The 24,507-nt window shown below is 72.3% G+C and carries 18 protein-coding genes; 15 read left to right on the top strand and 3 right to left on the bottom strand.

Annotated features, from left to right (window positions below; genetic code table 11):
- The first annotated feature begins 14 nt into the window (after positions 1-14).
- The 13 genes from ACFPYL_RS06675 to ACFPYL_RS06615 all read left to right on the top strand — a co-directional run bounded on the left by ACFPYL_RS06675 (position 15) and on the right by ACFPYL_RS06615 (position 16,357).
- Positions 15-194 carry a DUF6760 family protein gene (locus ACFPYL_RS06675; RefSeq protein WP_028644986.1) on the top strand — a complete coding sequence of 60 codons (180 nt, stop codon included), beginning with the start codon at positions 15-17 and terminating at the stop codon, positions 192-194.
- A complete protein-coding gene (locus tag ACFPYL_RS06670) occupies positions 181-663 on the top strand; it encodes a phage tail protein (RefSeq protein WP_379152026.1) in 483 nt (160 codons plus the stop codon). The genes ACFPYL_RS06675 and ACFPYL_RS06670 overlap by 14 nt, the downstream gene beginning before the upstream one ends.
- Positions 660-4,115: a hypothetical protein gene (locus ACFPYL_RS06665; protein ID WP_379152023.1), complete on the top strand. Its 3,456-nt coding sequence runs from the start codon at positions 660-662 to the stop codon at positions 4,113-4,115. Before ACFPYL_RS06670 ends, ACFPYL_RS06665 begins: the two co-directional genes overlap by 4 nt.
- Positions 4,115-4,777: a CIS tube protein gene (locus ACFPYL_RS06660; protein ID WP_379152020.1), complete on the top strand. Its 663-nt coding sequence runs from the start codon at positions 4,115-4,117 to the stop codon at positions 4,775-4,777. The genes ACFPYL_RS06665 and ACFPYL_RS06660 overlap by 1 nt, the downstream gene beginning before the upstream one ends.
- A gap of 1 nt (position 4,778) precedes the next feature.
- Positions 4,779-6,560: a phage baseplate assembly protein V gene (locus tag ACFPYL_RS06655; RefSeq protein WP_379152017.1), complete on the top strand. Its 1,782-nt coding sequence runs from the start codon at positions 4,779-4,781 to the stop codon at positions 6,558-6,560.
- The gene (locus tag ACFPYL_RS06650) at positions 6,560-7,003 is read left to right on the top strand and encodes a GPW/gp25 family protein (RefSeq protein ID WP_056157433.1); all 444 of its coding nucleotides are present in this window, start codon (positions 6,560-6,562) and stop codon (positions 7,001-7,003) included. The genes ACFPYL_RS06655 and ACFPYL_RS06650 overlap by 1 nt, the downstream gene beginning before the upstream one ends.
- Before the next feature lie 8 nt (positions 7,004-7,011).
- Positions 7,012-8,961 carry a putative baseplate assembly protein gene (locus ACFPYL_RS06645; RefSeq protein WP_379152014.1) on the top strand — a complete coding sequence of 650 codons (1,950 nt, stop codon included), beginning with the start codon at positions 7,012-7,014 and terminating at the stop codon, positions 8,959-8,961.
- Positions 8,958-9,545, top strand: a complete 588-nt coding sequence (locus ACFPYL_RS06640; RefSeq protein ID WP_379152011.1) for a phage tail protein — start codon at positions 8,958-8,960, stop codon at positions 9,543-9,545. Before ACFPYL_RS06645 ends, ACFPYL_RS06640 begins: the two co-directional genes overlap by 4 nt.
- Positions 9,542-10,135, top strand: a complete 594-nt coding sequence (locus ACFPYL_RS06635; RefSeq protein WP_379152009.1) for a hypothetical protein — start codon at positions 9,542-9,544, stop codon at positions 10,133-10,135. Before ACFPYL_RS06640 ends, ACFPYL_RS06635 begins: the two co-directional genes overlap by 4 nt.
- A 218-nt stretch (positions 10,136-10,353) precedes the next feature.
- Complete coding sequence (locus ACFPYL_RS06630; protein WP_379152006.1) at positions 10,354-11,490, top strand: serine hydrolase domain-containing protein; 1,137 nt, start codon at positions 10,354-10,356, stop codon at positions 11,488-11,490.
- Entirely contained in the window at positions 11,487-12,818 is a 1,332-nt protein-coding gene (locus ACFPYL_RS06625) for a flavin-containing monooxygenase (RefSeq protein ID WP_379152003.1), read from the top strand. Before ACFPYL_RS06630 ends, ACFPYL_RS06625 begins: the two co-directional genes overlap by 4 nt.
- Positions 12,815-14,674: a glycoside hydrolase domain-containing protein gene (locus tag ACFPYL_RS06620; protein WP_379152000.1), complete on the top strand. Its 1,860-nt coding sequence runs from the start codon at positions 12,815-12,817 to the stop codon at positions 14,672-14,674. Before ACFPYL_RS06625 ends, ACFPYL_RS06620 begins: the two co-directional genes overlap by 4 nt.
- Before the next feature lie 114 nt (positions 14,675-14,788).
- Positions 14,789-16,357: a methyl-accepting chemotaxis protein gene (locus ACFPYL_RS06615; protein WP_379151997.1), complete on the top strand. Its 1,569-nt coding sequence runs from the start codon at positions 14,789-14,791 to the stop codon at positions 16,355-16,357.
- Between the two features lie 3 nt (positions 16,358-16,360).
- On the opposite strand, the gene ACFPYL_RS06610 is transcribed toward ACFPYL_RS06615, so the two are convergent.
- On the bottom strand, positions 16,361-17,683 hold the full coding sequence (locus tag ACFPYL_RS06610) for an MFS transporter (protein WP_379151994.1): 1,323 nt from the start codon (positions 17,681-17,683) through the stop codon (positions 16,361-16,363).
- On the opposite strand from ACFPYL_RS06610, the gene ACFPYL_RS06605 reads away from it, so the two are divergent.
- Complete coding sequence (locus tag ACFPYL_RS06605) at positions 17,682-18,647, top strand: ArsR/SmtB family transcription factor (protein WP_379151991.1); 966 nt, start codon at positions 17,682-17,684, stop codon at positions 18,645-18,647. The two genes, ACFPYL_RS06610 and ACFPYL_RS06605, sit on opposite strands and share 2 nt — an antisense overlap.
- 13 nt (positions 18,648-18,660) lie before the next feature.
- Here the strand turns inward: ACFPYL_RS06605 and ACFPYL_RS06600 are convergent, their stop codons facing one another.
- Together ACFPYL_RS06600 and ACFPYL_RS06595 are read right to left on the bottom strand one after the other, a co-directional pair.
- Entirely contained in the window at positions 18,661-20,151 is a 1,491-nt protein-coding gene (locus tag ACFPYL_RS06600) for an aldehyde dehydrogenase family protein (protein WP_379151989.1), read from the bottom strand.
- 25 nt (positions 20,152-20,176) lie between these two features.
- Complete coding sequence (locus ACFPYL_RS06595) at positions 20,177-22,162, bottom strand: thioredoxin domain-containing protein (protein WP_379151986.1); 1,986 nt, start codon at positions 22,160-22,162, stop codon at positions 20,177-20,179.
- A 125-nt stretch (positions 22,163-22,287) separates the two neighbouring features.
- On the opposite strand from ACFPYL_RS06595, the gene ACFPYL_RS06590 reads away from it, so the two are divergent.
- Positions 22,288-23,694, top strand: a complete 1,407-nt coding sequence (locus ACFPYL_RS06590) for a hypothetical protein (RefSeq protein ID WP_379151983.1) — start codon at positions 22,288-22,290, stop codon at positions 23,692-23,694.
- Positions 23,695-24,507: the final 813 nt, after the last annotated feature.

Here is a 24,507-nt window from a genome sequence, read left to right as displayed (position 1 = left end):
GAGGTGACGACGCAATGATGCGTTACCCCACGGAAGCCCTGTGGCAGGAGATAGCGTTTCTGGCGTACCACCTGCACTGGCGCCTCGACGAGCTGCTCGACCTCGAGCACATGGACCGGGTCCGCATGGTGCGGGCGGTGGTCTCGTTGAACGATCGAGCCTGGCAGGCGGTGCGTGAGTATGGGCAGCAGTGACATCACTACCCCTCTCGGGGGCGACCTGCCCATCGCCAACCGGTTCCTCTTCGAGCTGGACGGCGTCGAGCTCGGGGTCTTCAAGGAGGTCACCGGGCTCAACGTCTCGGTGCAGGTCGACGAGATCCGCGAGGGCGGCCAGAACGGCTTCGTCCACCAGCTGCCCGGCCGGATGACCTGGCCCAACCTGGTCTTCCGGCGCGGCGTCACCAACGGCAACGCGCTCTTCGACTGGTTCAACAAGACCTCCGGCGAGGGCTTCGCGAGCAGCGAGAACAAGCTCACCAAGTCGACCGGAGCCGTCACCGTCATCGACCCGGTCGGCGAACGGCTCCGCTCCTGGGAGTTCATCGACGTCTTCCCGGTGCGGTGGAAGGGGCCCGACTTCTCCGTCGAGAGCCGCGACCCGCTCGAGGAGGAGCTCGAGGTCGCGCACCACGGCTTCCGGGCGGTCACGCAAGCGTCATGACCACCACGTCCGCTGAGACCTCCGCCCCGGCCGACCTCCGGCTGGGGCGTGACGTCGTACGCCGGATGCGGTTGCCGGGGCCTCCCCTCGGCCAGCCGTTGCCGAGCCGGATCGGCAGCCTCGCGTCGTCGGTGTCCCGCTTCGCGGCGGCCACCTCGCGGCCCATCGACGTACGCCGCGCGCTGATCGGCCCCGGCCCGGGGGGCCTCGCCGGCAGCTCGGCTCCGCCGCGCTGGTGGACCCCCGTGCACTCCGAGCCGGTCCCGGACGCCCCCGCCCCGACCGCCGAGGCACCCCGGCGGCGCCGTACGACGGCGGCGGCGTCATCGTCTGCCGCGACGGAGGCCTCCGCCGGATCGCCGGCGGAGTCGGCACCGGCCGCGGCGACGCCCGCGTGGCTGGCCCCGGCCCGACCGGTCGCTATCCGCCGCCTGCCCGAGCGCGGCCTGCCCCGCGCGGCGCGCGAGGTGCCCAACGAGTCCACCTGGACCCCGGGCGGCATCGTCGGCGGCCTGCGCGGCGAGGTCGCCCGGATCCGTCGTCTCGACGAGGTCACCGCCGTCGGACCGATGCTCACGCAGAACGACCGGACCAAGCTCAACGCCGGTCTCGCCGCCCGCAGTGCGCAGCAGGCGGCTGCGCCGGCCACCGCACCCGCCTCGACCGCCGCGGCGCCGGCCCAGCCGACAGTCCGGCGGGCCACGACGCGCTCGCCACGCCAGTCGACCCCGAGCGCACCGAGCACTCCCTCCGCATCGGAGCCCCCGACAGCGCCCTCCGGCCCCGACCCGAGCACGCCCGCGCCCGCGCCCGTCAGCGGTGCCTCCGGCACCGTTGCCGCGGCGGAACCGGTGCCCAACCCACCGCCGTCCGGGTCCGGTCGCGCGGCTGCGCCCACCAGCGGTGCCCCCGGCACCGCTCCCCCGGCGGACCCGGTGCACAACCCACCGCCGTCCGGGTCGGCTCCGGCGTCCACCCCGAGCAGCGGTGGCACAGCAACCGTTTCTCCCGGATCGGCGGCCGATCCGGTTGCCGGCGCACCGCCGGCCGCGCCGACCCTGCGACGGGTGGCGCGACCGTCCTGGCAGCTGCGCTCGCAGCAGTCGCGCTTCGACGGCCTGGTCCGGCGCACCCCGATCGGGCACGCCCCGGCAGCGCCGGTCGCCACGGCGTCGTCGGCCACCGCTTCGTCGGCCGCGGCATCCGCGCCCGCCAGCGCACCTGCCCCCGCCGCCACGTCGGCGCCCGTCGGGCTGGCGAGCGTCGTCTCGCGCCTGGCGGCTCCCGAGCGTTCCCGGCCGACCGGGTCGGCCGCCGCCCTCGAGTCGGGCGTGCGTGGCTCGGAGACCGTCGCGGCCGCCGGCCCCGGCCTGATCGCCGGCGGCGTCGACGCACCCCCCACGGTCCGCAGGCACGCCTGGTCCGCCGGCAGCCTGGTGATGCGCCAGGCAGCGGACGCCCGCGGGCAGGCCGGCTCGCTCGGGGCCGCGCGCGCAGCCGCCGCCTCGGTCGCCACTGCACCCACCGCGACGGCACCGGCCACCGCCGCAGCACCGGCCACCGCAGCAGCGGCCCCGTCGGCCACCCGGCGCGCCGGCTCCTCCCCTGCCACCACGACAGGTGGCAACACCGCCACCGCCACCGGCGGCTCGAACACTCCGACGAGCACGCCCGCAGCTGCGCCCTCGGCCGCGTCCCCCACTGCGTCGGCACCGACCGCTCCGGCAGCCCGCGGCGCGGAGCCGGTCGTGCGCCGGCTGCCCTCCGGCGTCGGCACCACCCCGGTCACCACTCCGGTCACCACGCCCGACGCGGGCCCGGCCAGCCCCGCCGGCGCTGCGCCGGCAGCCATCCCGGGGAGCCCGGGGGGTGGTTCGGTTGCCCACGCACCGCTGCCCGGCGCCAGCCCGGCGGAGGCCGCGGCCGAGGCGGCGGCCGCCCCCACCGTGCGCCGGCTGCCGCGGCTGTGGCGCCGCGCGACCGAGGTCCGACCCGCGACCGACGTCCGCACCTCGGTGCCGGCCCCGGTCGTCCGCCTGGCGACCGAGGCGACGCCGAACCCGACCGCCGGTCCTTCGACGCCCGCCGCGTCGGGGGCCGCACCGGCAGCTCCCGCGGCCACCGCCGCAGCACCAGCGGCCGGCCCCACGGTCCGCCGCCTCCCGGCGAGCCCCGGACCCGCCGGGGACGCGCCCGTGGCCGGCACGCCCCCCGCTGCCACCCCCGCTGCCACCCCCGCTGCCACCCCCGCTGCCACCCCCGCTGCCAGCCCCGCCGGCTCGCCTGCCGCCGAGGCCAGCACCCCCGCCCGTCGTTCCACGAGCCCGACGTCCACACCGACGGCCGGGTCGGCTGCCGCGGCGTCGGCACCTGCCGCCGCGGCGGAGGTGCACCGCTCGACCTTCCCGGTCAGCCGGATCGGCTCCCACGTCGCCACCCCCGGCATCGCCGGCGCCCGGCTCGGGATGCCGGAGCTGATGACGATCCGGCGCGCGACGGCCCACGGCACCGACGCCACCCGCACCCTGGCCACCGGGTTCGGCAGCCCCCAGACGATCCGGCCGGCCGGCAGCCCGGTCGCCGCACCGGCCGCCGCCGTCGAGGGCGAGTCCCGCCTCTGGCGGCGGGCCGTCACCCCGGCCGGAGCGCCCGTCGCACGGTCCGCGGGCGCTCCCGTGCCCGTCGGTGCCTCCGCGTCTGCTGCCCCCGCCTCCGTCGCCGGCCCGGCGACGTCCACGCGAGCCGGTGCGCCCGGCGGCCGGTTCGCCGCCGCCTTCGCGGGCGGTCTCGCGTCGGCCTCCGCCGCCGCGGCTTCCACCGCACCCGGCGCACCCGGCGCTCCGGTCCGCCGCACCTGGCAGCCCTGGTCGGACGCACCGGCCGCGCCCGCCCCCGGCCAGCCCGGCCAGCCCGGTCGGGCGGGGCAGCCCGCCGCGTTCCCGGCCGGTCCCGGCGCCGCCTCGGCCCCCACGGGTCGCCGTCCCGCCGCCGACGTACGTCGGATGACGGTCGCCCCGCCGCGGATCAGCCTGGCGCCCACCCAGCCCGCACCGCCCCCGGTCCCCGAGGTCGCCCGCACCGGCAACCTGCCGGTCCCCGCCGACCCCGCCCAGGCGCCCGTACGACGCAGCACCGGCGGCTCGCTGGTCGACTCGACGGCCCACCTGTTCGCCTCCCCGGACGCTCCGATCGTCCGCCGCTACTCGCCTCCAGGAGGTTCCTCCATGTCTGCGTCCGCCCAGCCCCCGGCATCGGGGCACCTGCAGATCCGCCGCACGGTCACGGCGATGGAGACCACGTCGAACGACCTGAACGATCTCAACGACCTCACCACCAACCAGATCAACGCGCTCTCCGACGGCCTGGTCGACCGGGTGGTCGAGCGCATCGAGCGCCGCGTCGTCGAGGAGCTCGAGCGGCGCGGACGTCGACACGGACAGGGGACCTTCTGATGGCCGAGCTCGAGAAGGCGTTCCTGGAGATCGAGGGCTCCGGCGACAAGGTCCCGTGCCTCTACAACCCCGAGACGGTCACGGTCGGTCGCCGCAACAACTGGGTGGCGAAGCCGATGCCCGGCCAGGGCGTCCCGACCCTCCGCTACGCCGGCGCCAACTCCGGCTGGCTCAAGGTCGACCTGGTCTTCGACACCACGAACGACGGCACCGCGGTCACCGCGCACACCGGCAAGATCGTCGACCTCATGGACGTCGACCCGTCGCTGCCCGGCGCCGACGAGGCGACCAGCAACCTGCGCCCGCCGACCGTCACGTTCCACTGGGGCGACCTGCACTCCTTCAAGGCCGTGATCGAGGGTCTGCGCCTGAGCTTCACCTACTTCTCCTCCGCCGGCGTCCCGCTGCGCGCCAACATGGAGCTCGAGCTGCGCCAGTACGAGCGCTCGCAGGCCTTCGGCGCCCAGAACCCCACCTCGGGCACCCCGAAGCCGCACCGGGTCCACCGGGTGCAGCCGGGCGAGACCCTCGACCGGATCAGCGCGCGCTACTACGGCGACTCGACCCGCTGGCGCCTGCTCGCCGCGGCGAACGGCCTCGAGGACCCGCTCGCGGTGCGCCCCGGCACGATGCTGAGCGTCCCGCGGCTGGAGGGGTCCTGACGTGACGGTCTCCCCCCAGATCACCCTCACCAGCCCGGTCGTCAAGGTCGGCGGGACGGCGCTGACCGCGGCCGAGGACGCGGCGATGACCTTCATGGAGATCGACCTCGGGCTGAACCTGGTCGGCCGGGCGACGCTGCGCTTCATCGAGACGTCGTTCGACGTGAAGGTCGCACCCAAGTTCGCGCTCGGCACCGAGGTCACCCTGGCCACCCTCTCGGGCAACACCGTGAACGACCTCTTCAAGGGGGAGGTGACCGGCATCGGCCTCGAGCACGACGCCGAGATGGGCGCGACCGTGCTGACGGTGACCATCGACGACGGCGCCTACAAGCTCGGCCAGGCCACCCAGAACACGGCCTTCCTCAACTCGTCCTACTCCGACGTCATCGGCAAGATGGTGGCGGGCACCGGCCTCCAGTCGTCCGTCGACAGCACGACGCCCACCCACCCGTACCTGCTCCAGACCGGCACGAACCTCGCCTACCTGGACTGGATCGTCACCCGGTGCGCGATGGTCTGGTGGGTCGACTACGGCAAGCTGATGGTCAAGAAGATCAGCGCCGCTCCAAGCTCCTCGGTCGCGACGCTCAAGCTCGGCGAGCACCTGAGCCACCTGTCGACCCGGGCCTCCGGACGGCACGCCGGCAAGGTGACCGTCACCGGGTGGGACGAGGCGCAGCAGGCAGCGGTCGCGAACGTCGCCAGCGCGACGACCACCTCCGAGGCCGACCTGGTCGCGACGTACCCCGGCCGCAAGGCGGCGTCCGGCGCGGGCGTGAAGGTCTCCGGGGCGTCCCCGCTGACCGCCGACGAGGCCAAGCTGGTGAGCGAGTCGCTGCTGGCCGAGTCGACCTCCGCGGCGGTCACGACGCGGGGCACGTGCCTCATCAACGGCACCATCCGGCCGTTCACGAAGGTCGAGGTGGCCGACGCCGGTCCCAGCTCGGGCACCTACCTCGTCACCCGGGTCCAGCACGTCTTCCGCCCGGACGGGTTCTGGACCCACTTCACCGCCGGGCCGCTGCGCCCCGAGGGCCTGGTCGACCTGCTCGGTGGCCCGGCCACCACTGCGGGGTCGACGATCGACGGCCTGCTGGTCGGAGTCGTCACCAACATCGACGACAGCGAGGGCAAGCTGGGCCGGGTGAAGGTGAAGTTCCCGACCATCAGCGGCGAGATCGAGTCGGAGTGGGCCCGCGTGGTCACGCTCGGCGGCGGCCCCAAGCGCGGCGTCGTCTTCCAGCCCGAGGTGAAGGACGAGGTGCTGGTCGGCTTCGAGCAGGGCGACACCCGCCGCCCGGTCGTCCTCGGCGGCCTCTTCAGCGACAAGAACGGGCTGCCGACCACCGACAACGTCGAGTCCGGCGCCGTGAACTACCGCCGGATCAACTCCCGGGTGGGTCACCTCATCGAGCTGGCCGACGGCACCTCGGACGACAAGAAGCACATCCTGCTCAAGACCTCGAACGGCCACCTGGTCCGGGTCGGCGAGGACACCATCGAGGTGAAGACCGCGAGCAAACCGATCAAGATCACCAACGGCGACGCGACGATCACCCTGACCGACAGCGGCGACGTCACCATCGAGGGGAAGAACGTGTCCATCAAGGCCACCCAGGGGGCGGTGAAGATCGAGTCCGCGTCCGGCGACGTCGCGATCAAGGGCATGAACGTCAAGGCCGAGTCGACCGCCAACCTGAACATCAAGGCCGGCGGGCTCGGGTCGGTCGAGGCCACCGGCCCGCTGACCGTCAAGGGCGCGACGGTGGCGATCAACTGATGACCGAGAAGTCGGTGAGCAGGTACGACGAGCCCGGGCAGCCGGACTCGTCCTTCATCGGGCGCGGGTTCACCTGGCCGCTGGCCGTCGACCACACCGGGGCGATCGGTCTGTCCGCCGGCGTGCCCGACCTGGACCGGTCCATCGAGATCGTGCTGATGACGGCTCCGGGCGAGCGCCTGATGCGCCCGCAGTTCGGCTGCCGGATCTGGGACCTGCTGTTCGAGCCGGTGACCGGCAACCTGCTCGGCCTGATCGCCGAGGCGGTCCGCGACGCGCTCGCGCAGTGGGAGCCGCGGATCGTGGTCGAGGACGTGAAGCCCGAGCCGGACCCCGACAACCACGCCCTGGTCCGCATCCAGATCACGTATCGGGTGCGCGCCAGCAACGACCGTCGTAACCTCGTTTACCCCTTCTACGTCATTCCTCACGACGCCGAGTAGGACGCCTGATGCCGCTGCCCACGCCCGCCCTCGACGACCGGACCTTCCAGGACATCGTCGACGAGGCGAAGCGCCTGATCCCGCGCTACTGCCCGGAGTGGACCAACCACAACGTCTCCGACCCGGGCGTCGCGCTCATCGAGCTGTTCGCCTGGATGAGCGAGATGGTCCTCTACCGCGTCAACCAGGTGCCGGACCGGCTCTACGTCCACTTCCTCAACATGGTCGGCATCGAGCCGTTCCCGCCGTCGGTCGCCCGCACGGACCTCACGTTCTGGCTCTCGGCCGTCCTGGAGCAGCCGGTCATCGTGCCGTCGAACACCCAGGTGATGACGCAGCTCAGCGCCGCCGAGGGCGAGGGCGTCGTCTTCAGCACCGTCGACGACCTGGTCATCGCGCCGCCCGAGCTGATGGCCGCCAAGTCGGCCGCTGCCGACAACGAGCAGGTCCTCGACGTCTGGGAGGACCTCCGGTTCGGCACGGACGGCGCCAGCTGCTTCCCGGCCGACACGATCACGCCCGGCGACGCCTTCTACCTCGGCTTCCGCGAGAGCCTCGCCGGCATGGTGCTGCGCCTCGAGGTCGAGGCCCGTGCCGAGGGCATCGGCGTCGACCCGCGCAACCCCCCGCTGGTCTGGGAGGTCTGGAACGGCGAGGGCTGGCTGCCCACCCGGATCTACGAGGACACCACCGGCGGGCTCAACCGGCCCGGCGAGGTCGTGCTCATGGTGCCGGTCGAGCACCAGCCGCTGACCGTCGCGAACGAGTCGGCGTACTGGCTGCGGGCCCGGCTCCTGGCGCCGCGCACCGGTCAGCCGATCTACCGCAACTCCCCGCGCGTGCGGGGCATCGAGGTGTCCGCGCTCGGCGGCACCGTCGGGGCCGAGCACGCCGAGAACATGGCCGCCGAGGTCCTCGGGCGCAGCAACGGCGCGCCGGGGCAGACCTTCCAGGTGGACCGCTTCCCGGTGCTGCCGCGACGCGACAGCGAGACGCTGCGGATCCTCGACGGCGACCGGGTCGACGCGTGGGAGGAGGTCGAGGACTTCTCGGCGTCCGGCCCGACCGACCAGCACTTCGTTTGGGACAGCGGCACCGGCGTGGTGCACTTCGGCCCGCGGATCCGCTACCCCGACGGCTCGATCCGCCAGCACGGCGCGATCCCCCGCGACGGCGCGTTCATCGAGGTCTCCGGCTACCGGCACGGCGGCGGCTCGCGCGGCAACGTCGGCGCCCGCACCCTGACCGTGATGCGGACGGCGGTGCCGTTCGTCAACGGCACCATCAACCTCGGCCCCGCCTCCGGCGGCGTCGACGCGGAGTCGGTCGCCGAGGCGAAGGTCCGCGGTCCGCTCACCCTGCGCACCGGTAACCGGGCCGTGACGGCCCGCGACTTCGAGCGGCTCACCATCGAGTCGTCGATCGAGGTCGCCCGGGCCCGCTGCCGCCCGGCCGGTCGCGGCAACGGTGCCGTGCAGCTGCTCGTCGTGCCGCACGTCCGCAGCGAGCCGACCGGTCACAAGCTCGACGACTTCGCGATCTCGGCGCCGCTGATGTCGACGATCACCGAGGCCCTCGACGAGCACCGCCTGGTCGGGACGTCGGTGGAGGTGAGCACGCCGTACTTCCAGGGTGTCTCGGTCGTCGCCCTGGTGCACGGCGCCCCCGGCCGGCCCGCCGCCCTGGTGCGGCAACGCGCCATGGACGGCCTCTCGCGCTTCCTCAACCCGCTCGTGGGCGGCGGCGACGGCACCGGCTGGCCGTTCGACGCCGACGTCAACCTGGCCGTGATCACCCAGCTCCTGGAGAGCATCGACGGCGTCGAGCGCGTCGAGGAGGTGCTGCTGTTCGAGTACGACCTGCGCACCGGCCGACGGCTCGGCGGCGGCAAGGACGTGATCCGCCTCGACAAGCAGTCGCTCTTCCTCTCCGCCGGCCACCAGGTCGTGGTGCGGTGACGATCGAGCGGGTCAGCGCCACGGTGGTGCCGGGTGGTCAGACCCGGCCCCAGCGGTCCCCGAGGTGGATGCTCGACCAGCTGCCCGTCTCGATGCTGGACCACGACTTCTTCGTGCGCTTCGTCTCGATCTTCCAGCACCTCGGCACCACGCTCCTCGAGGACGCCGACAACATCGAGCACGTCGCGTCGACGACCGTCGCGCCCAGCCCGCTGCTGCCCTACCTGGCTTCCTGGATCGGCGTCGAGACGATCGACGATTCCCAACCGGAGAGCCTCCAACGCCGTATCGTTGCGGGTGCAGCGAAGACGTTGACGTGGCGGGGCACCGCTCGCGGACTCAGGTCCTACCTGGAGCTGATCAGCGAGGGCCCGGCAGACGTCGACGAGGGCGGCGGCATCTGGCGTGCCGGCGACGCACCCGAGGACACCGCGTGGGTGGTGATGCGGGTACGGTCGACGGGACTCCTGGAGCTCACCGACTTCATCGACGTGGTCCGGGACGAGGTCCCGGCGCACGTCCGCGCCGAGCTGTACGTCGGGCCCGACCGGGTCTGGACTTCAGAGGAGGAGTGGCCGGGGTGAGCGAGACGCTGACCGGGAAGCACGTGTCCTCCGACGAGCGACCCCCGAAGGCGGGACCGGACCAGGACGCGACCGCGCCCACACCGGTTCCCATCGAGGACCAGCCGACGACCGCTCAGGGGTCGCTGGCGCCGCCCCTCGCCGTACCCACCGCGACGGCGGCGCCGGAGGAGCAGGTCACCTGCCCCGAGTGCGGCACGGTCGCGATGGTCGCGCTGACCCGTCGCGAGGCCGACGACTTCTGCAAGCAGTGCGACTACCCGCTCTTCTGGACGCCGTCGAAGATCGTCCTCGACAGCGGCTCGACCTCGCAGGAGTCGCTGCGGCGGCTGCCGGGCACCGCCGGCCGGGCGCTGGTCGGCTCGGTCCCCTGCCCGCACTGCGCGGAGGGCAACCTGCTGACCGCCGAGGTGTGCGCGCGCTGCGGCGGGCTGATGAACCCGCCCGCACCGGCGCCCGTCGTCGCGGCTCCGCCCCCGCCGCCCCCGCCGGCGCCCGAGCCCAAGAAGCCGATCCCACTCTGGGTGTGGATCCTCGGCGGCAGCACGCTGCTGCTGCTCATCGCGCTGGTCGTCTACTTCGTGCGCTGACCCCCCGGTACGGGCCGAGCTACGACACGCACCGTCTGCGTTCTGACGCGCGCACCAGCCCGACTCTCGAGTCACCGGGTTTCGAGACGCGTCGCTCGACCCGTCGCTCCGCTCCGGTGCGAACCGACGCTCCTCAACCTGCGCCGCTGATCGCTGCCCTCGCAAGCTCGGGCCGCGGCGGCTTCCCAAGAACTAGAACCTGTTCCTATGGTGTGCGGGTGACTGTCGAGGGCACCTGCCACCCGTCGTTCGAACCGCTCCGCGACCTGCTCGCGGCCAACCTGGCCGCCGGCACGGAGGCGGGGGCCTCGGTCGCCGTCGTCCACGACGGCGAGCTGGTCGCCGACCTGTGGGGCGGCGAGGCGCGGCCGGGAGAGCCGTGGCGCGAGGACACGATCGTCCAGGTCTGGTCGGTCACCAAGACGATGGCCGCGCTCACCGTGCTGGTGCTGGCCGACCGGGGCGAGATCGACCTGGACGCGCCGGTCGCGTCGTACTGGCCGGAGTTCCGCAACGGCGACGTGCTGGTCCGGCACCTGCTCGCCCACACGTCGGGGCAGGCCGGGTGGACCGAGCCGCTCTCCGTCGACGGGCTCCTCGACCTCGAGCACGCCGAGCGGCTGCTCGCCGAGCAGGACCCGTGGTGGCCACCGGGGACGGCGTCCGGCTACCACATGGTCAGCTACGGCCACCTGCTCGACGGGCTCGTCCGCGGCGCCACCGGCACGCCGCTGGCCGACCAGTTCCGGACGCTCGTCGCCGAGCCGCTCGGAGCCGACTTCCACCTGGGCGTGCCCGAGGCCGCCCTGGACCGGTGCGCCGACCTGGTGCCGCCCCCACCGGGCGGGCTCGACCTGTCGGTGCTGCCGGAGGGCAACCTCCTGGTGCCGACGATCGTCAACCCCGTCCTCGACGTGGGCGGCTTCTGCAACACCGCGCCCTGGCGCCGTGTGTCGGTCGCCGGCGCCAACGGCCACGGCAACGCCCGCTCGATCGCGCGCGCCCAGTCCGTGGTGTCCCACGGCGGTGAGGTGGACGGCGTGCGCGTGCTCGCGCAGGAGACCATCGACCGGGTCTTCGAGGTCCAGGCGGACGGCCCCGACCTGGTGCTGATGGTCCCGCTGCGGTGGGGCATCGGCTACGGACTCCCCCAGCCGTCCGCTGCCCCGGCAGTGCCGGAGGGCCGGGTCTGCTGGTGGACCGGGTACGGCGGCGCGATCGTCGTCAACGACCTGGACCGGCGGACGACGGTCGCCTACGCGATGAACCGGATGGAGAACCACTTCACCTCCTCCGACCGGACCGACGGCTACGTGCGGACGGCGTTCGCCTGCGTGGAAGGAGCGACGGCATGACTGACGCGACCAAGGTCTGCATCATCGGCGCGGGGTGCTCGGGCATCACGACCGCCAAGCGCCTCAAGGACCACGGCATCGACTACGACCAGTTCGAGCTCTCCGACGACGTCGGGGGCAACTGGTACTTCCGCAACCCCAACGGCCGCTCCGCGGTCTACGAGTCGCTGCACATCGACACCTCGAAGACCCGCCTGGAGTTCGAGGACTTCCCGGCCCCCGAGGAGTGGCCGGACTTCCCGAGCCACCGGCTGATGCACGACTACTTCCGCGCGTACGTCGAGGAGTTCGGCCTGCGCGACGACATCGAGTTCGGGACCGGGGTCGAGCGCGCCGTACGCCGCGACGGCGGCTGGGAGGTCACGTTGAGCACCGGCGAGACCCGTTCGTACACCGACCTGGTGGTCGCCAACGGCCACCACTGGAAGCCGCGGCTCCCCGACTATCCCGGGACGTTCGACGGCGTGCTCATGCACAGCCACGCCTACGTGTCGCCGTTCGAGCCGGTGGAGCTGCGCGGCAAGCGGGTGGTCGTGGTCGGCATGGGCAACTCCGCGATGGACATCGCGAGCGAGCTGTCCTCGCCGTGGATGGCCTCGAAGCTGTACGTCTCCGCGCGCCGCGGCGTGTGGGTGCTGCCGAAGTACCGCAACGGGCAGCCGGCCGACAAGGTGATGGCGCCGCCGGACATCCCCAAGGAGCAGGCGCTGGTCGCCTCGCGGGCGCTGATCCGCGAGCTCGTCGGGTCGATGAGCAGCTACGGCCTGCCCGAGCCGGACCACGAGCCCCTCGCCGCCCACCCCTCGGTGAGCGCCGACTTCCTGACCAAGGCGGGATCGGGCGACATCCACATGCTGCCGGCCATCGAGCGGCTGGACGGGTCGACGGTGCACCTCGCCGACGGGTCGTCGGTGGAGGCCGACGTGATCATCTGCGCGACCGGCTACGAGATGAGCTTCCCCTTCTTCGACGACACCGAGACCGACCTGCACCCGGACGACGAGCACCGCTACCCGCTCTTCAAGCGGATGATCAAGCCCGGCGTCGACCACCTCTTCTACCTGGGTCTCGCCCAGTCGTCGCCGACGATCGTCAACCTGGCGGAGCAGCAGTCCAAGCTGCTCGCCAAGCTGCTCGACGGCTCGTACGCACTGCCGTCGGTCGAGGAGCAGGAGCGGATCATGCGGGCCGACGAGGCCGCCCACCTCGAGCAGTACTACGACGTGCCGCGGCACACCATCCAGATCGACTTCGGACGCTACTGCGTGGACCTGCACGCGGAGATCGCGGCGGGCGAGGAGCGCGCAGGACATACCCTCGACCGGTGACCTCTCCGCGCCGCCTGATCGCCTCGGTGGCGCTGGCGATCCTGACCGCCACGACGATGACGTGGGGAGCGGCCGCCCCGGCCGGGGCCGAGCCGCCCGTCGACCCGCCGCAGCCGTGGCACCTGCCGCTGCGGCTGTACGCCGACGCCCCGGTGCACGCCACCCTGCCGGCCGGTGCGCGGGCGCGCGCCGCGACCGCGGTCGGCGTCTCCCCCTCCAGCGGCAACCAGGAGACCCGCTTCCTCGGCACGGGCACCGGGTTCACGCCCGGCTCGTCGGTCCGGATCACCGTGACCCGCCCCGACGGCGCGGCGTACGCCGGCAGCTACCCGCACACGAAGACCGCGGCCGGCGACGGGTCCTTCACCTGGTCGTGGATCTGGGGCTCCGGCGACCCGCTCGGCACCTACACCTACACCGCGACCGACGTGTCGGGGACGGTCGTGCACACGACGTTCACGATCGCGTCCGGCACCGGACCGCCGCCCGCGCCGGCCGGCAGCCAGCTGATGTTCGACGCGGCCTCGGCGCCGAGCCTCGCGACGATGACGGCATGGCTGGCCTCGCCGTACCGCACCGTCGGCGTCTACGTGCCGGTCGAGCCCGGCACGGACGACCGCCACGACAAGGTGCAGTCCAACCTGACCGCCTCGTGGGTCGCCGACGTGACGGCGCTGGGGTGGCACGTGCTGCCGATCTACCTCGGGGTCCAGGCACCGGAGGCCTGCCAGGGTCACGACTTCTGGCACCTGTCCGGCACCCCGGCGACGGCGCGCACGCAGGGCGCGCGGGCCGCGGCGTACGCCGCCCGCTCGGTCGCCGCGCTCGGGATCGCCACGAGCATCCCGGTGTTCTACGACATGGAGCCCTACGGGTCCGGCTGCTCCGCACCGCTGCAGGCGTTCTTCGACGGCTGGACGACCGGCCTGCACGGAGCCGGCCTGCGCGCCGGCGCCTACGGCACCCAGATCACCGTGATGAAGGACCTCGCGGCGCGCCTGGACGACCCGACCTTCCACGAGCCGGACGCGGTGTGGGTCGCCACCGACAGCCGCACGACGACGACCACCGGCTTCAGCGCACCGCCCGACGGGAGCTTCGTGGGCGAGCGCGCCAACCAGTTCCGCCTCGGCGTCACCCGCAGGTACGGCGGCGTGTCGATCAACATCGACGAGTCGGTCATCAACACCGGGGTCCTCACCGGCACGCCGCCGACGCCGATGCCCACGGCCGCCACCCGGGCACTCGCCGCCGTCACGGTGACCGGCCAGGTCACGGCACGCTGGACCGGCACCGCGCCGCCCGGCGCGACCCTCACGTCGTACGACGTCCGCACCCGCGTCGGCACGACCCGGACCCGGCTGGGTGCCTGGCGGGTGCGGTCCACGCTGCCGTCGACGACGCGATCCCTGGCCGCGCGGGTCGCGCCCGGCCGCACGTGGTGCCTCGGCGTACGCGCCCACGACAGCGTCGGCCGCGTGTCGGCATGGTCGGCACCCGTCTGCAGCACGCGCCCGGTGGACGACCGGGCCCTGACCGCTCGCGGCTGGCTGCGGCAGAAGTCAGCGGGCGCAGACGGTCACACCCTGACCTCGACCGGGCGGCGCGGCGTCGCGCTCCGGCTGACGGGGGTGCGTAGCGGGCGCGTCGCGGTCGTCGTGCGCGGCGCGACCCGCAACCGGCTGCGCGTCGCCCTGGGCGGCCGTCTGCTCGGCACCACCCCGGCGACCCGGGGAACCGGACGGCACGTGCTGTGGCTGCCCACGCGCGCGGCCCGCGCCGGGACGCTCGTGCTGACGACGGCCAGGACGGGCGCGATCAGGATCGACGGCGTGCTCGCCGTCGCGTCCGGCTGACCGGACACCCGGCTAGACCACGGGGCCGGATCTCTCAGGCGGGTGCCGGTGTGTCCGATCTCTCAGGCACAGCACCTCTCGGGCGGGTGTCACCGCACGAAGGAGAAACCCGCCATGAAGAACATCCGCTGGACGGTCGGTCGCCGGGTCGCCGTCATCACCTGCATCGGGCTCGCGTCCGCCGTGCTGGTCGCGCTCGTCGCGTGGGTCGGTGCCGGCACGGTGTCGCACGACGCCGAGCGCACCCGCACCCACGACGACGCGCGGTCGCTCGTGCAGCAGCTCGACACCCGCTCGAGCGAGCTCAAGGTCGACGGCTTCAAGGCCGTCACCCTCGACGACCCGACGACGGCCAAGGCCGATGTCGCCGACGACACCCAGCAGGTCGCCGACATGATCGCGGCGCTGCGCAAGCTGCCGCTCGACCCCGACGACCTGGCCGCCGTCGACGACCTCGAGGCCGCGTTCGGGGGCTACACCACGGCGATCGCGAAGTTCGTCGACGCCGCGATCGCCGACCAGGACGCCCAGCGCGCCCAGGCCGAGCAGATCCAGGTCGAGAACGAGAAGATGGACGCCACCCTCGGCGGCCTCGGCGAGGCGCTCTCCGGCGATGCCACCCAGGCCTCGGACGAGCTGCTCGACACCGCCCACGGCATGCGCGGCCAGGTGCTGCTCTTCGCCCTCCTCGGCCTCGCGGTCGCGGGCAGCCTGGCGTGGGCGATCACCCGCAGCCTGGTCCGCCCGCTCAAGGGCTCGGTCGACGCGCTCCAGCGCTTCGCCGCCGGTGACCTCACCTACCGTCTCGAGGAGAAGTCGTCCGGTGAGGCCGGCGACCTCGAGGTCGCCTTCAACCAGACCATCGAGTCCGTCAGCGCCATCGTCACCACGGTCACCGGCTCGGCCGAGGCCGTCGCGGCGGCGTCCGAGCAGCTGTCGGCGTCCTCGCAGCAGATCGCCGCGGGTGCCGAGGAGACCTCCGCCCAGGCAGGCATCGTCTCCAGTGCCGCCGACGAGGTGTCGCGCAACGTCCAGACCGTCGCCGCCGGCGCCGAGGAGATGGGTGCGTCCATCCGCGAGATCGCCGGGTCGGCCAACGAGGCCGCCCGAGTCGCGACCGAGGCCGTCGGCATCGTGGAGCAGGCGGGCGACTCGGTCGGTCGCCTCGGCACCTCGAGCCAGGAGATCGGCGACGTCGTCAAGGTGATCACCTCGATCGCGGAGCAGACCAACCTGCTGGCCCTCAACGCGACCATCGAGGCCGCCCGCGCCGGCGAGGCCGGCAAGGGCTTCGCGGTCGTCGCCACCGAGGTCAAGGAGCTCGCGCAGGAGACTGCCCGGGCCACCGAGGACATCGCACGACGGGTCGAGGCCATCCAGGGCGACACCGGCGGTGCCGTCGACGCGATGACCCAGATCGCCACGATCATCGGGTCGATCAACGACTACCAGCTGACCATCGCCTCGGCGGTGGAGGAGCAGACCGCGACCACCAACGAGATGTCCCGCAACGTCGCGGAGGCCTCCACCGGCTCCGGCGAGATCGCGACGAACATCTCGACGGTCGCGGGCGCCGCGGACAGCACCACCAACGCGGTCGGTCAGACCCTCTCCGCGATCGCGGAGCTGGCCCGGATGGCCCAGGAGCTGCGCACCGAGGTCGGCCGGTTCACCATCGCCTGACCCTCAGGCCACCAGCTCGACCGTGACGGCACGGCGGGCGGCGCGTCCCGCGACGACGCCGACCGCCGTGCCGGACGCGGCGAAGAGCACGGCCAGGAACGCCCAGCCCGGCCAGCCGTGGTCGACCGCGGTCGCGGTGACCAGGGCCGGGGCGACCATCGAGGCGAGCGAGTAGCCGGTCTGGGTCAGGCCCTGGTAGGCGCCGGCGCTGCGCGGGTCGGCGAGCTCGAAGGCCAGCCCCCAGCCGCCCGCCTCGCACCAGATCTCCGCCCAGGTGCTGAGCAGCTCACCGCCGACGAGCAGCACGACGGCGACCACCATGCCGACGCTGCCGGCCGCGGCGTACAGCAGGCAGGCGGTGGCGAGCAGCAGGCTGCCGCGGCGTACGGTGCGGCCGGCGATCAGCACGTCGTGGGTCCCGCGGGCCGCGCGGACCTGGAAGAGCGCGACCAGCACGGTGTTGAGCACCAGCAGCACGGAGATCACGACGGCCGGGGCCTCGGTGCGCGTGACGATCCACAGCGGCACCCCGACGCTGGTCATGCTGAACTGCATGGCGATCACCGAGTTGAGCGCGGCGCTGGCCAGGTAGGTCCGGTCGCGCAGCGGCGACGGCCCCTGGACGTGGTCCGGGTCGAGGTGGACGTCCATGACCGCGGCGAAGCCGGGCACCCGGCGCAGGCCCGCGAGCGGCACCGTCGCAGCCGCGGTGAAGAGGCCGACCGCCACCATCGTCGTGCGGTACGCCGTGCCGGTGTCGACGAGCAGGGCCGCGCCGGCCAGCACCGTGCCGAGGCCGATGAACACGTTGGTGATCACCCGCAGCCGGGCCCGGATCCCGACCCGGTCGGCGCCGAGGAACCAGCGCGCCTGGAGCGTCGCCTTCGCCGAGCCCTGGAGGCTCCGGCTGCCGACCGCGACGCAGGCGATGAGGGTGAAGGCGACGGCGTCGGTGGCGAAGACGTACGCGAAGAGCGCCGCACCCTGGACCGCGTTGGCCCCGAGCTGCAGCCGGTCCGCACCGACCCGGTCCGCGGCGTACCCACCGAGGAACGACGTGAGCACCCCGACCGCGCCGGCGATGGTCAGGCCGATGCCGACCGTGGTCGCAGCCAGGCCGATGACCCGGGTGAAGTAGAGCGCGCTGATCGAGTAGAAGAGGCCGGTCGAGAGCGAGGCCGTGATCGTCGCCAGGGTCAGCGCCCGCTGGACCGGGTCGGGCGGGAGCAGCAGGCGGTGGAGGCGATCGAGCACGGAGCTGTTGAACACGACCCAGTTCTCCCACGCCTCGCGGGCGCGCGCGAACGATGTAGCGTTGTGCTTCATGATCGAGTACGAGCTCGCGGGCGCCGATCTCGGCGAGGTGCGCTTCGCGATCTCCCCGATCAACGAGCTCGCCCTGTCGCTGCGCACCTGGCGCGACCCCGGTCGCTACCCGCTGCACCTGCGCTGGCTGCAGCTCACCGAGGACGCCCGTCGCGACCTCGACACCGAGATGATCCTGGCGCTGACCAACCGGGACCTGTGGACGCCGGACTTCCTGACGCCGCGGCCGTTCTCCCCGCTCACGAGCTTCACCGACCAGCTGGACGCGCTCGGCGACGTACCCGCGAGCGTGCTCCGCGAGGACGTCGCCGAGGTCCATCCCGACCCCGCCACCCGGCCCGACGTGCTGACCGGGCGTCCGGCGCGGGTGCTGGGCCGGATCCAGCGGGCGCTCGCCGACTACTGGGCCACGTGCTTCGAGCCCTGGTGGCCACGGATGCAGACGATCCTCGAGGCCGACGTCGTGCACCGCGGCCGGACGATCGCCCGATCCGGGATCACCGCGATGTTCGCCGACCTGTCGCCGACCCGGATCAAGCTGGTCGGCAACGTGCTCCAGGTGCACATGAGCAGCGACGCGCACTTCCGCCGCTCCACCGCCGGCGAGGGGCTTACCCTCGTGCCGACCCTCTTCACGCGCAACGCCTCCGCGCCGATCTCACCCGACGAGCCGCCGGTCGTGATGTACGGCGCCCGCGGCGTCGGCACGCTCTGGGAGGCCGAGCGGCCGGAGACCCCCGACGCGCTGGTCGGCCTGATCGGCGCGGCCCGGTCGCGGCTGCTCGTGCTGCTCGAGTCACCCGCGTCGTCGACCGAGCTCGCCGTACGGCTCGGCGTGACGACGACCGCCGTCAACCAGCACCTCCGTGCGCTGCACGCGGGCGGGCTGCTCACCTCCGCCCGGCACGGCCGCTCGGTCCTCTACCTGCGCTCCGGCCTGGGTGACCGTCTCGTGGCGGGGTAGTCCCTGCGAAGCGCTACTTCTTGCCGCGGCCGTGCAGCAGACCGAGCACCTGGGCGAGCTGCTTGTCGGCCTTCTCGGTGCGCTCGAAGCTGGTCAGGTTGATCATCGGCTTGAACTTCTGGCGCGCGATCGCCTTGGCGTAGGTGAACTCCTTGAGCCCCTCCGGGCCGTGGATCCGGCCGAAGCCCGAGTCTCCGACGCCGCCGAAGGGCAGGCTCGGGATGCCGGCGAAGGTGATCACGCCGTTGACGGCGGACATCCCCGACCGGACGCGCTCGGCGATCGCCATGCCGTTGGCCTTGCTGAAGACCGTGTTGCCGAGCCCGTAGCGGGTCGCGTTCGTCTTCTCGACGGCCTCGTCCATCGACGCGACCTTGGCGATGGTGAGGGTCGGCCCGAAGGTCTCCTCCTGCACCGCGAGCGAGTCCTCCGGCACGTCGACCAGGATGGTCGGCTGCACGAACCGGTCCCCCACGGCCTCGGGGCCACCGAGCACCGCCCGGCCACCGCGGTCGATCGCGTCCTGGACGTGGCTGCGGATCACGCCGACCTGGCTGGGCATCGTGATGGGGCCGATCTTGCCGCCCTCGACCGCCTCGAGACCGGCCGCCTTGGCGGTGATGGACGAGACGAACTCGTCGTACACCTTCTCGTGCACGTAGACCCGCTCGACGCCGATGCAGGTCTGGCCGGCGTTGGCGCAGGCACCCCAGAGGGCGGCGTCCGCGGCGGCGTCGATGTCGGCGTCGGCGTCGACGATCACGGAGTCCTTGCCCCCGGCCTCGATCACGACCGGTGTCAGGGTCTCGGCGCAGGCGGCCATCACCTTCTTGCCGGTCGCGGTGGAGCCGGTGAAGGCGAGCTTGTCGACGCCCGCCCGGCACAGGAACGACCCGGTCTCACCCAGGCCGGTGATCAGCTGGAGCACCGGGCGACCGACGGCCTCCTGGAAGGTCTGCACGAGCCAGCCGCCGACGCCGGGCGTGTACTCGCTCGGCTTGAAGACGACCGCGTTGCCGGCCGCGAGCGCGTAGGCGATCGAGCCCATCGGCGTGAAGACCGGGTAGTTCCACGGGCCGATCACGCCGACCACGCCGAGCGGCTTGAACGCCACCGTCGCGGACTGGTTGACCATCAGCAGGCCCGACGAGACCTTGTGGCGACCGAGGACCTTCTTCGCGTTGCCGGCGGCCCAGGCGATGTGGTCGACGGCGAGCCCGGCCTCGAGCATCGCGTCGGACGCCGGCTTGCCCATCTCGCGGCTCACCAGGTCGGCGAGCTCGGGCAGCCGCTGGGTCATCAGCGTCTTCCACGCGTTCAGGTGCGCCTTGCGCTCGCCGAAGCTCAGGCCGGCCCACCAGGTGGCCTCCTGCCGCGCGCGGGCGACCGCTGCGCGCACCTCCTCCTCGGTCTGCACCGGATGGGTGCCGACGACCTCGCCGGTGGCGGGGTTGAGCGACTCGAAGGTGGAGCCGGACTGCGGGCGTGCTGGTGCCTGGGTCATGACGGTCACAGTAGTGCTGTCACGGTCATCGCGACAGGGCTACCTCGAGGTCCGCCACCGAGGTGACCGGGCGCTCGCAGACGAACCCCCGGCACACGTACGCCGCCGGGCGCCCGTCGACCGCGGTCCGGCCGACGAGCAGCGGGATCGAGTCCGTCCGCTCGTCCACGACGACCACCACCGCACCGGGGTGCCGACGGGCCCGACGCTCCAGCTCGTCCCGCTCGGCGGTCGGCTCGCCCACGATCGCCACCTCGACCGGGCCGTCGAGGATCGCCTGGGCAGCCGCCAGCGACCAGCCGGCGAACCGGGGCGCCTGCTCGGCGAGCACCGCGACCGTGTCCAGGGCCGCCTCGGCGGCGTCGCGGTGCCGGCCCGACCCGGTCAGCGCGGCGTACGTCGTCAGCGCGTGCAGCAGCGACGACAGTCCCGAGGGCGAGGCGTTGTCCGACGGGTCGCGCGGCCGCGCGACCAGCGCCTCGGCGTCGTCGGCGGTGTCGTAGAAGCCCCCGTCGGGCGCCGCGAAGTGGGCGAGGGCGGCGTCGAGCAGCACGCCCGCGCGCTCCAGCCACACTGGGTCGCCGGTCGCCTGCAGCAGGTCGAGGAAGCCGGCGGCGACGCAGCCGTGGTCCTCGAGCACCCCGGCCGGTGCACCCACGACACCGTCCCGCGAGACCCGCCGCAGCCGGCCCTCGACCACGTGCACCCGCCACAGCAGCGAGCCGACGACCGCGGCGTCCTTGACGTAGGTACGCCGTCCGAGCAGCCGGCCGGCGCGGCACAGGCCGCTGATCGCGAGCCCGTTCCACGCAGCCACGACCTTGTCGTCGCGGGCCGGCCGCTCCCGGCGGTCGCGGGCGGAGCGGAGCAGCCGCTGGACGCGGTACCAGCGCGTGAGGTCGTCCGGGTCCGCCAGCAGCTGGAGGGTCGAGGCGCCGTGCTCGAACGTGCCGGCCTCGGTCACCGACAGCAGCTCGGCCGCCCACGCGCCGTCCTCCGGGCCGAGCACGTCGACGAGCTGCTGCGGCGTCCAGACGTAGTAGGTGCCCTCGGCCCCCTCGGAGTCGGCGTCCAGGGCGGAGGCGAACCCGCCCTCCGGCGTACGCAGCTCACCGAGCAGGAAGTCCACGATGCCCTCGGCGACCTCGTCGCCCAGGGCGGTCCCCCACCCGGCGTACACACGCAGCAGGAGGGCGTTGTCGTAGAGCATCTTCTCGAAGTGCGGGACCACCCAGTCGCGGTCGACGCTGTAGCGCGCGAACCCGCCGGCGAGCTGGTCGTGGATGCCCCCGCGGGCCATCGCCTCGAGCGTCGCGTCGAGCATGCGGCGCGCCTCGGTCGGCGCCTCGCGGCCGCCGGCGATCCGCGAGAGCAGCTCGAGCACCATCGACGGCGGGAACTTCGGTGCCCCGCCGAAGCCGGCTGACTGCTGGTCGAACTCCCGGGCGAGCCCGACGACGGCGCCCTCGAGCAGCTCCGGCCAGGCCGCGCTCGTCTCGCCGCGCAGCCCGCCCTGCGCGGACAGGTGCTCGCGGAGCGTCTCGGCCACCCGCGCGACCTCGTCGGACCTGTTGGCCCACGCGCCGCTGAGCGCCTCGAGCACCTGGCGGAACGACGGTTGCCCGCCGCGCGGCCGGTCGGGGAAGTAGGTGCCCGCGAAGAACGGGTTGCCGTCATGGTCGAGCACGCACGTCATCGGCCACCCGCCGCGCCCGGTCATCGACGTCGTGGCCTGCATGTAGACGGCGTCGACGTCCGGCCGCTCCTCGCGGTCGACCTTGATGCTGACGAAGTGCTCGTTGAGGTACGCCGCGGTCGCCTCGTCCTCGAAGGACTCGTGCGCCATCACGTGGCACCAGTGACAGGCCGAGTAGCCCACCGAGAGCAATACTGGTGTATCACGACGCTTCGCCTCGGCGAAGGCTTCCGGCCCCCACTCCCACCAATCCACCGGATTCTCCGCGTGCTGGAGCAAGTACGGGCTGGTCGCAGTGGCAAGGCGGTTGGCCATCTACCATGACTCCTAACAAGTGGCACGTGTATCATTTCTGACCTTGTGATACACGAAAGTGATACACGAATGATCTTCTCGGGAGCCTGACGCCGGCTCCACCGTCCAGCCTAGGAGGGACGCGGGTGCCGACCCGCAAGAAGCCAACGCTGCTCGCGCAGGGCAAGCCGCGCACCCTCGGTGGCAGTGCGCGGCCATGGCGGGTGAGGCTCTACGCCCCAGAAGCAGGCGGCACGAAGTATCAGGTGATGTTCCGCGCACCCGCCGGCGACGGCGAGCCCTGGAGGCGGGTGCTGCGCCGAGCGAACTCTGAGAGCGAGGCGCGCAGGATCTTCCAACAGGCAGAGGCAGCGCTGGATACCGAGAGGGAGACACCAGCTCGCGCCGATGTCCGCGCCGCCCGCACCATCCGCATGCTTGGCGAGGAGTACCTCAAGGACAGCGTCGAACGCGGGAAGCAGCCACGCACCATGGAGCAGCGCGAGTCGCGACTAAACGCGCACATCCTGCCCACCATCGGCGAGGTGCCGGTTGCGAGGTGGCGTGTCGAGCACAGTCGCCAAGTCATGGACAAAGGTTCGAAGACGATCTTCTCCAGCCGCGGGCGCGAGGACCTGCGTGGTCAGCTCGCAGCCATGCGCAAGCTCGCCTGGCGCCTCGGGTGGCTCGATCGAAGCATCGACCCGCTCGACGGTCTGGAGATCGGACGCTCCGCCGTCCTCCACGGAGCGACTGCCCACTACGTCGATCCTCGGTTGCGCCCGGAGACACGACAAGTGCGAGCGATGGCGGATGCCGCCGACAGGCTCTGCGGCACCGATGGCACCGATCCGCTCATGACCCGGCTGCCGCTGCTGGGCACCAAGATCAGAGTTGCTGGGTTCGGGGGGCTACGGCTCGGCGAACAGAACGCGCTGCGCGCCATCGACGTCTTCTTCGAGCGTGGATACGTCCATGTCAACGGCTCGTGGACCACGCCGCGAGGGCAATCTGGTTTCCGCGGCCCCGTCAAGAATCACACCCTGCACGAAGTCCCGCTCCCGAAGTCACTGATGCAAGACGAACTGCTCCCCCGCGTCAAGGAGCTGCTCAACCTGCCTGAGAAGGCAACGATCCAGCAGGTCACGAACGCCCTTGAGTCCCAGCGCCAACGCCGGGCATCGCTGGCTGCACGCGATAGGGATCGGAGCATGGCCTGGTGGAACTACCCAATCCCGCCCGAGGACGAACTGTGGCTCTTCGTCGACACCACGACGGGCCTGCCTGTGAAGCCGGAGATGCACAACGAACGTTGGCACCGGGTCCGTGCGTGGGTCGAGCAGAACGATCCCGACAACGCATGGCCCCAGACGATCGTCTACCGAAACCTCCGGCACCACGCTGCGACCAAGTGGTTCCACGAGGAGCTCGGCGAGTCGTGGGAAGTCGTCGCACAGTACCTCGGCGACAAGCTCACGACCGTCCTCAACCACTACGTCCGCGCCGGCGAGGACGCATTGCGCGACTCAGTGGGCAAGCTTGCAGAGCACTAGATCCAGCTGGTCGGCCCGAGGCCGAAGGAGCAGCCGCCTCCTAAGCGAAAGGTCGTAGGTTCGACTCCTACCTGGGGCACCACCGCGAAGGCGCAGGTCGGGAGACCGAACAGGTTCCTGACTTGCGCGTTTGTCATCTCCTACCCCCTGCTGACCTGTGTCGGGGTGTATCGGGCTGGGCCGAAGGGATCCATGTAAATCGTTCGTTGACAGCGTTCGTTGCGCCCGTCTATGAGAATTCTATGTGAATCCCCGCGCCTCGAGCCGGCCCTGTGGAGCAAAGCCGGCGGCGTCACCACCCGTCTACTTTCTGACATACGAGTTCGCTGATCGCCGTCCTCTGACGGTCCAGCACTCGTGCGGTGGTCCATGGCATCCCTGTGCTCGACGTGTCAGTTCGGCGCCGTCGAATCGCAACAAGATCGAGGCAGAGCATCGCGCTTGCGGCCTCAGCCCGACTTTCGGTCCAGACGGTCGACACGCGATCGCGGTAGGCCGCGTGGACGAGCTCATGGGCCAACGTCTCCACCACCCGGAACGCTCTCAGACATGTGTTCAGCGCGATAAAGTCCAAGTCATCTAAGTACATGCCCCGAAGGCAGGCATCAGGCCACGGCACACTGATCGTGGTTACGTCCATCTCTCGTGCCAACGAGAGATACCGGCAGATCAGGCGGTCGGCGTCGACATTGGCCGTGTGCTCTCGCACGAAGTCAAGATCCGCGGCGGACGATGGCTCAGATAACCCTCCCTGTCCGATCTGTGCCCGCGCGCTGTCGGCACAAGCAGCGATTCGGTCACGCCGAAATGGCC

It is taken from the genome of Nocardioides hankookensis (assembly GCF_042658885.1).
Taxonomy (GTDB): domain Bacteria; phylum Actinomycetota; class Actinomycetes; order Propionibacteriales; family Nocardioidaceae; genus Nocardioides; species Nocardioides hankookensis.
This window is presented reverse-complemented; position numbering and strand designations above follow the sequence as displayed.

What these genes read in the sequence shown, in the direction of transcription:
- ACFPYL_RS06595 (WP_379151986.1), bottom strand. Translation starts at nt 22,162, where the DNA reads ATGGCCAACCGCCTTGCCACTGCGACCAGCCCGTACTTGCTCCAGCAC.
- ACFPYL_RS06625 (WP_379152003.1), top strand. Translation starts at nt 11,487, where the DNA reads ATGACTGACGCGACCAAGGTCTGCATCATCGGCGCGGGGTGCTCGGGC.
- ACFPYL_RS06610 (WP_379151994.1), bottom strand. Translation starts at nt 17,683, where the DNA reads ATGAAGCACAACGCTACATCGTTCGCGCGCGCCCGCGAGGCGTGGGAG.
- ACFPYL_RS06670 (WP_379152026.1), top strand. Translation starts at nt 181, where the DNA reads ATGGGCAGCAGTGACATCACTACCCCTCTCGGGGGCGACCTGCCCATC.
- ACFPYL_RS06665 (WP_379152023.1), top strand. Translation starts at nt 660, where the DNA reads ATGACCACCACGTCCGCTGAGACCTCCGCCCCGGCCGACCTCCGGCTG.
- ACFPYL_RS06605 (WP_379151991.1), top strand. Translation starts at nt 17,682, where the DNA reads ATGATCGAGTACGAGCTCGCGGGCGCCGATCTCGGCGAGGTGCGCTTC.
- ACFPYL_RS06600 (WP_379151989.1), bottom strand. Translation starts at nt 20,151, where the DNA reads ATGACCCAGGCACCAGCACGCCCGCAGTCCGGCTCCACCTTCGAGTCG.
- ACFPYL_RS06645 (WP_379152014.1), top strand. Translation starts at nt 7,012, where the DNA reads ATGCCGCTGCCCACGCCCGCCCTCGACGACCGGACCTTCCAGGACATC.
- ACFPYL_RS06675 (WP_028644986.1), top strand. Translation starts at nt 15, where the DNA reads ATGATGCGTTACCCCACGGAAGCCCTGTGGCAGGAGATAGCGTTTCTG.
- ACFPYL_RS06660 (WP_379152020.1), top strand. Translation starts at nt 4,115, where the DNA reads ATGGCCGAGCTCGAGAAGGCGTTCCTGGAGATCGAGGGCTCCGGCGAC.
- ACFPYL_RS06615 (WP_379151997.1), top strand. Translation starts at nt 14,789, where the DNA reads ATGAAGAACATCCGCTGGACGGTCGGTCGCCGGGTCGCCGTCATCACC.
- ACFPYL_RS06650 (WP_056157433.1), top strand. Translation starts at nt 6,560, where the DNA reads ATGACCGAGAAGTCGGTGAGCAGGTACGACGAGCCCGGGCAGCCGGAC.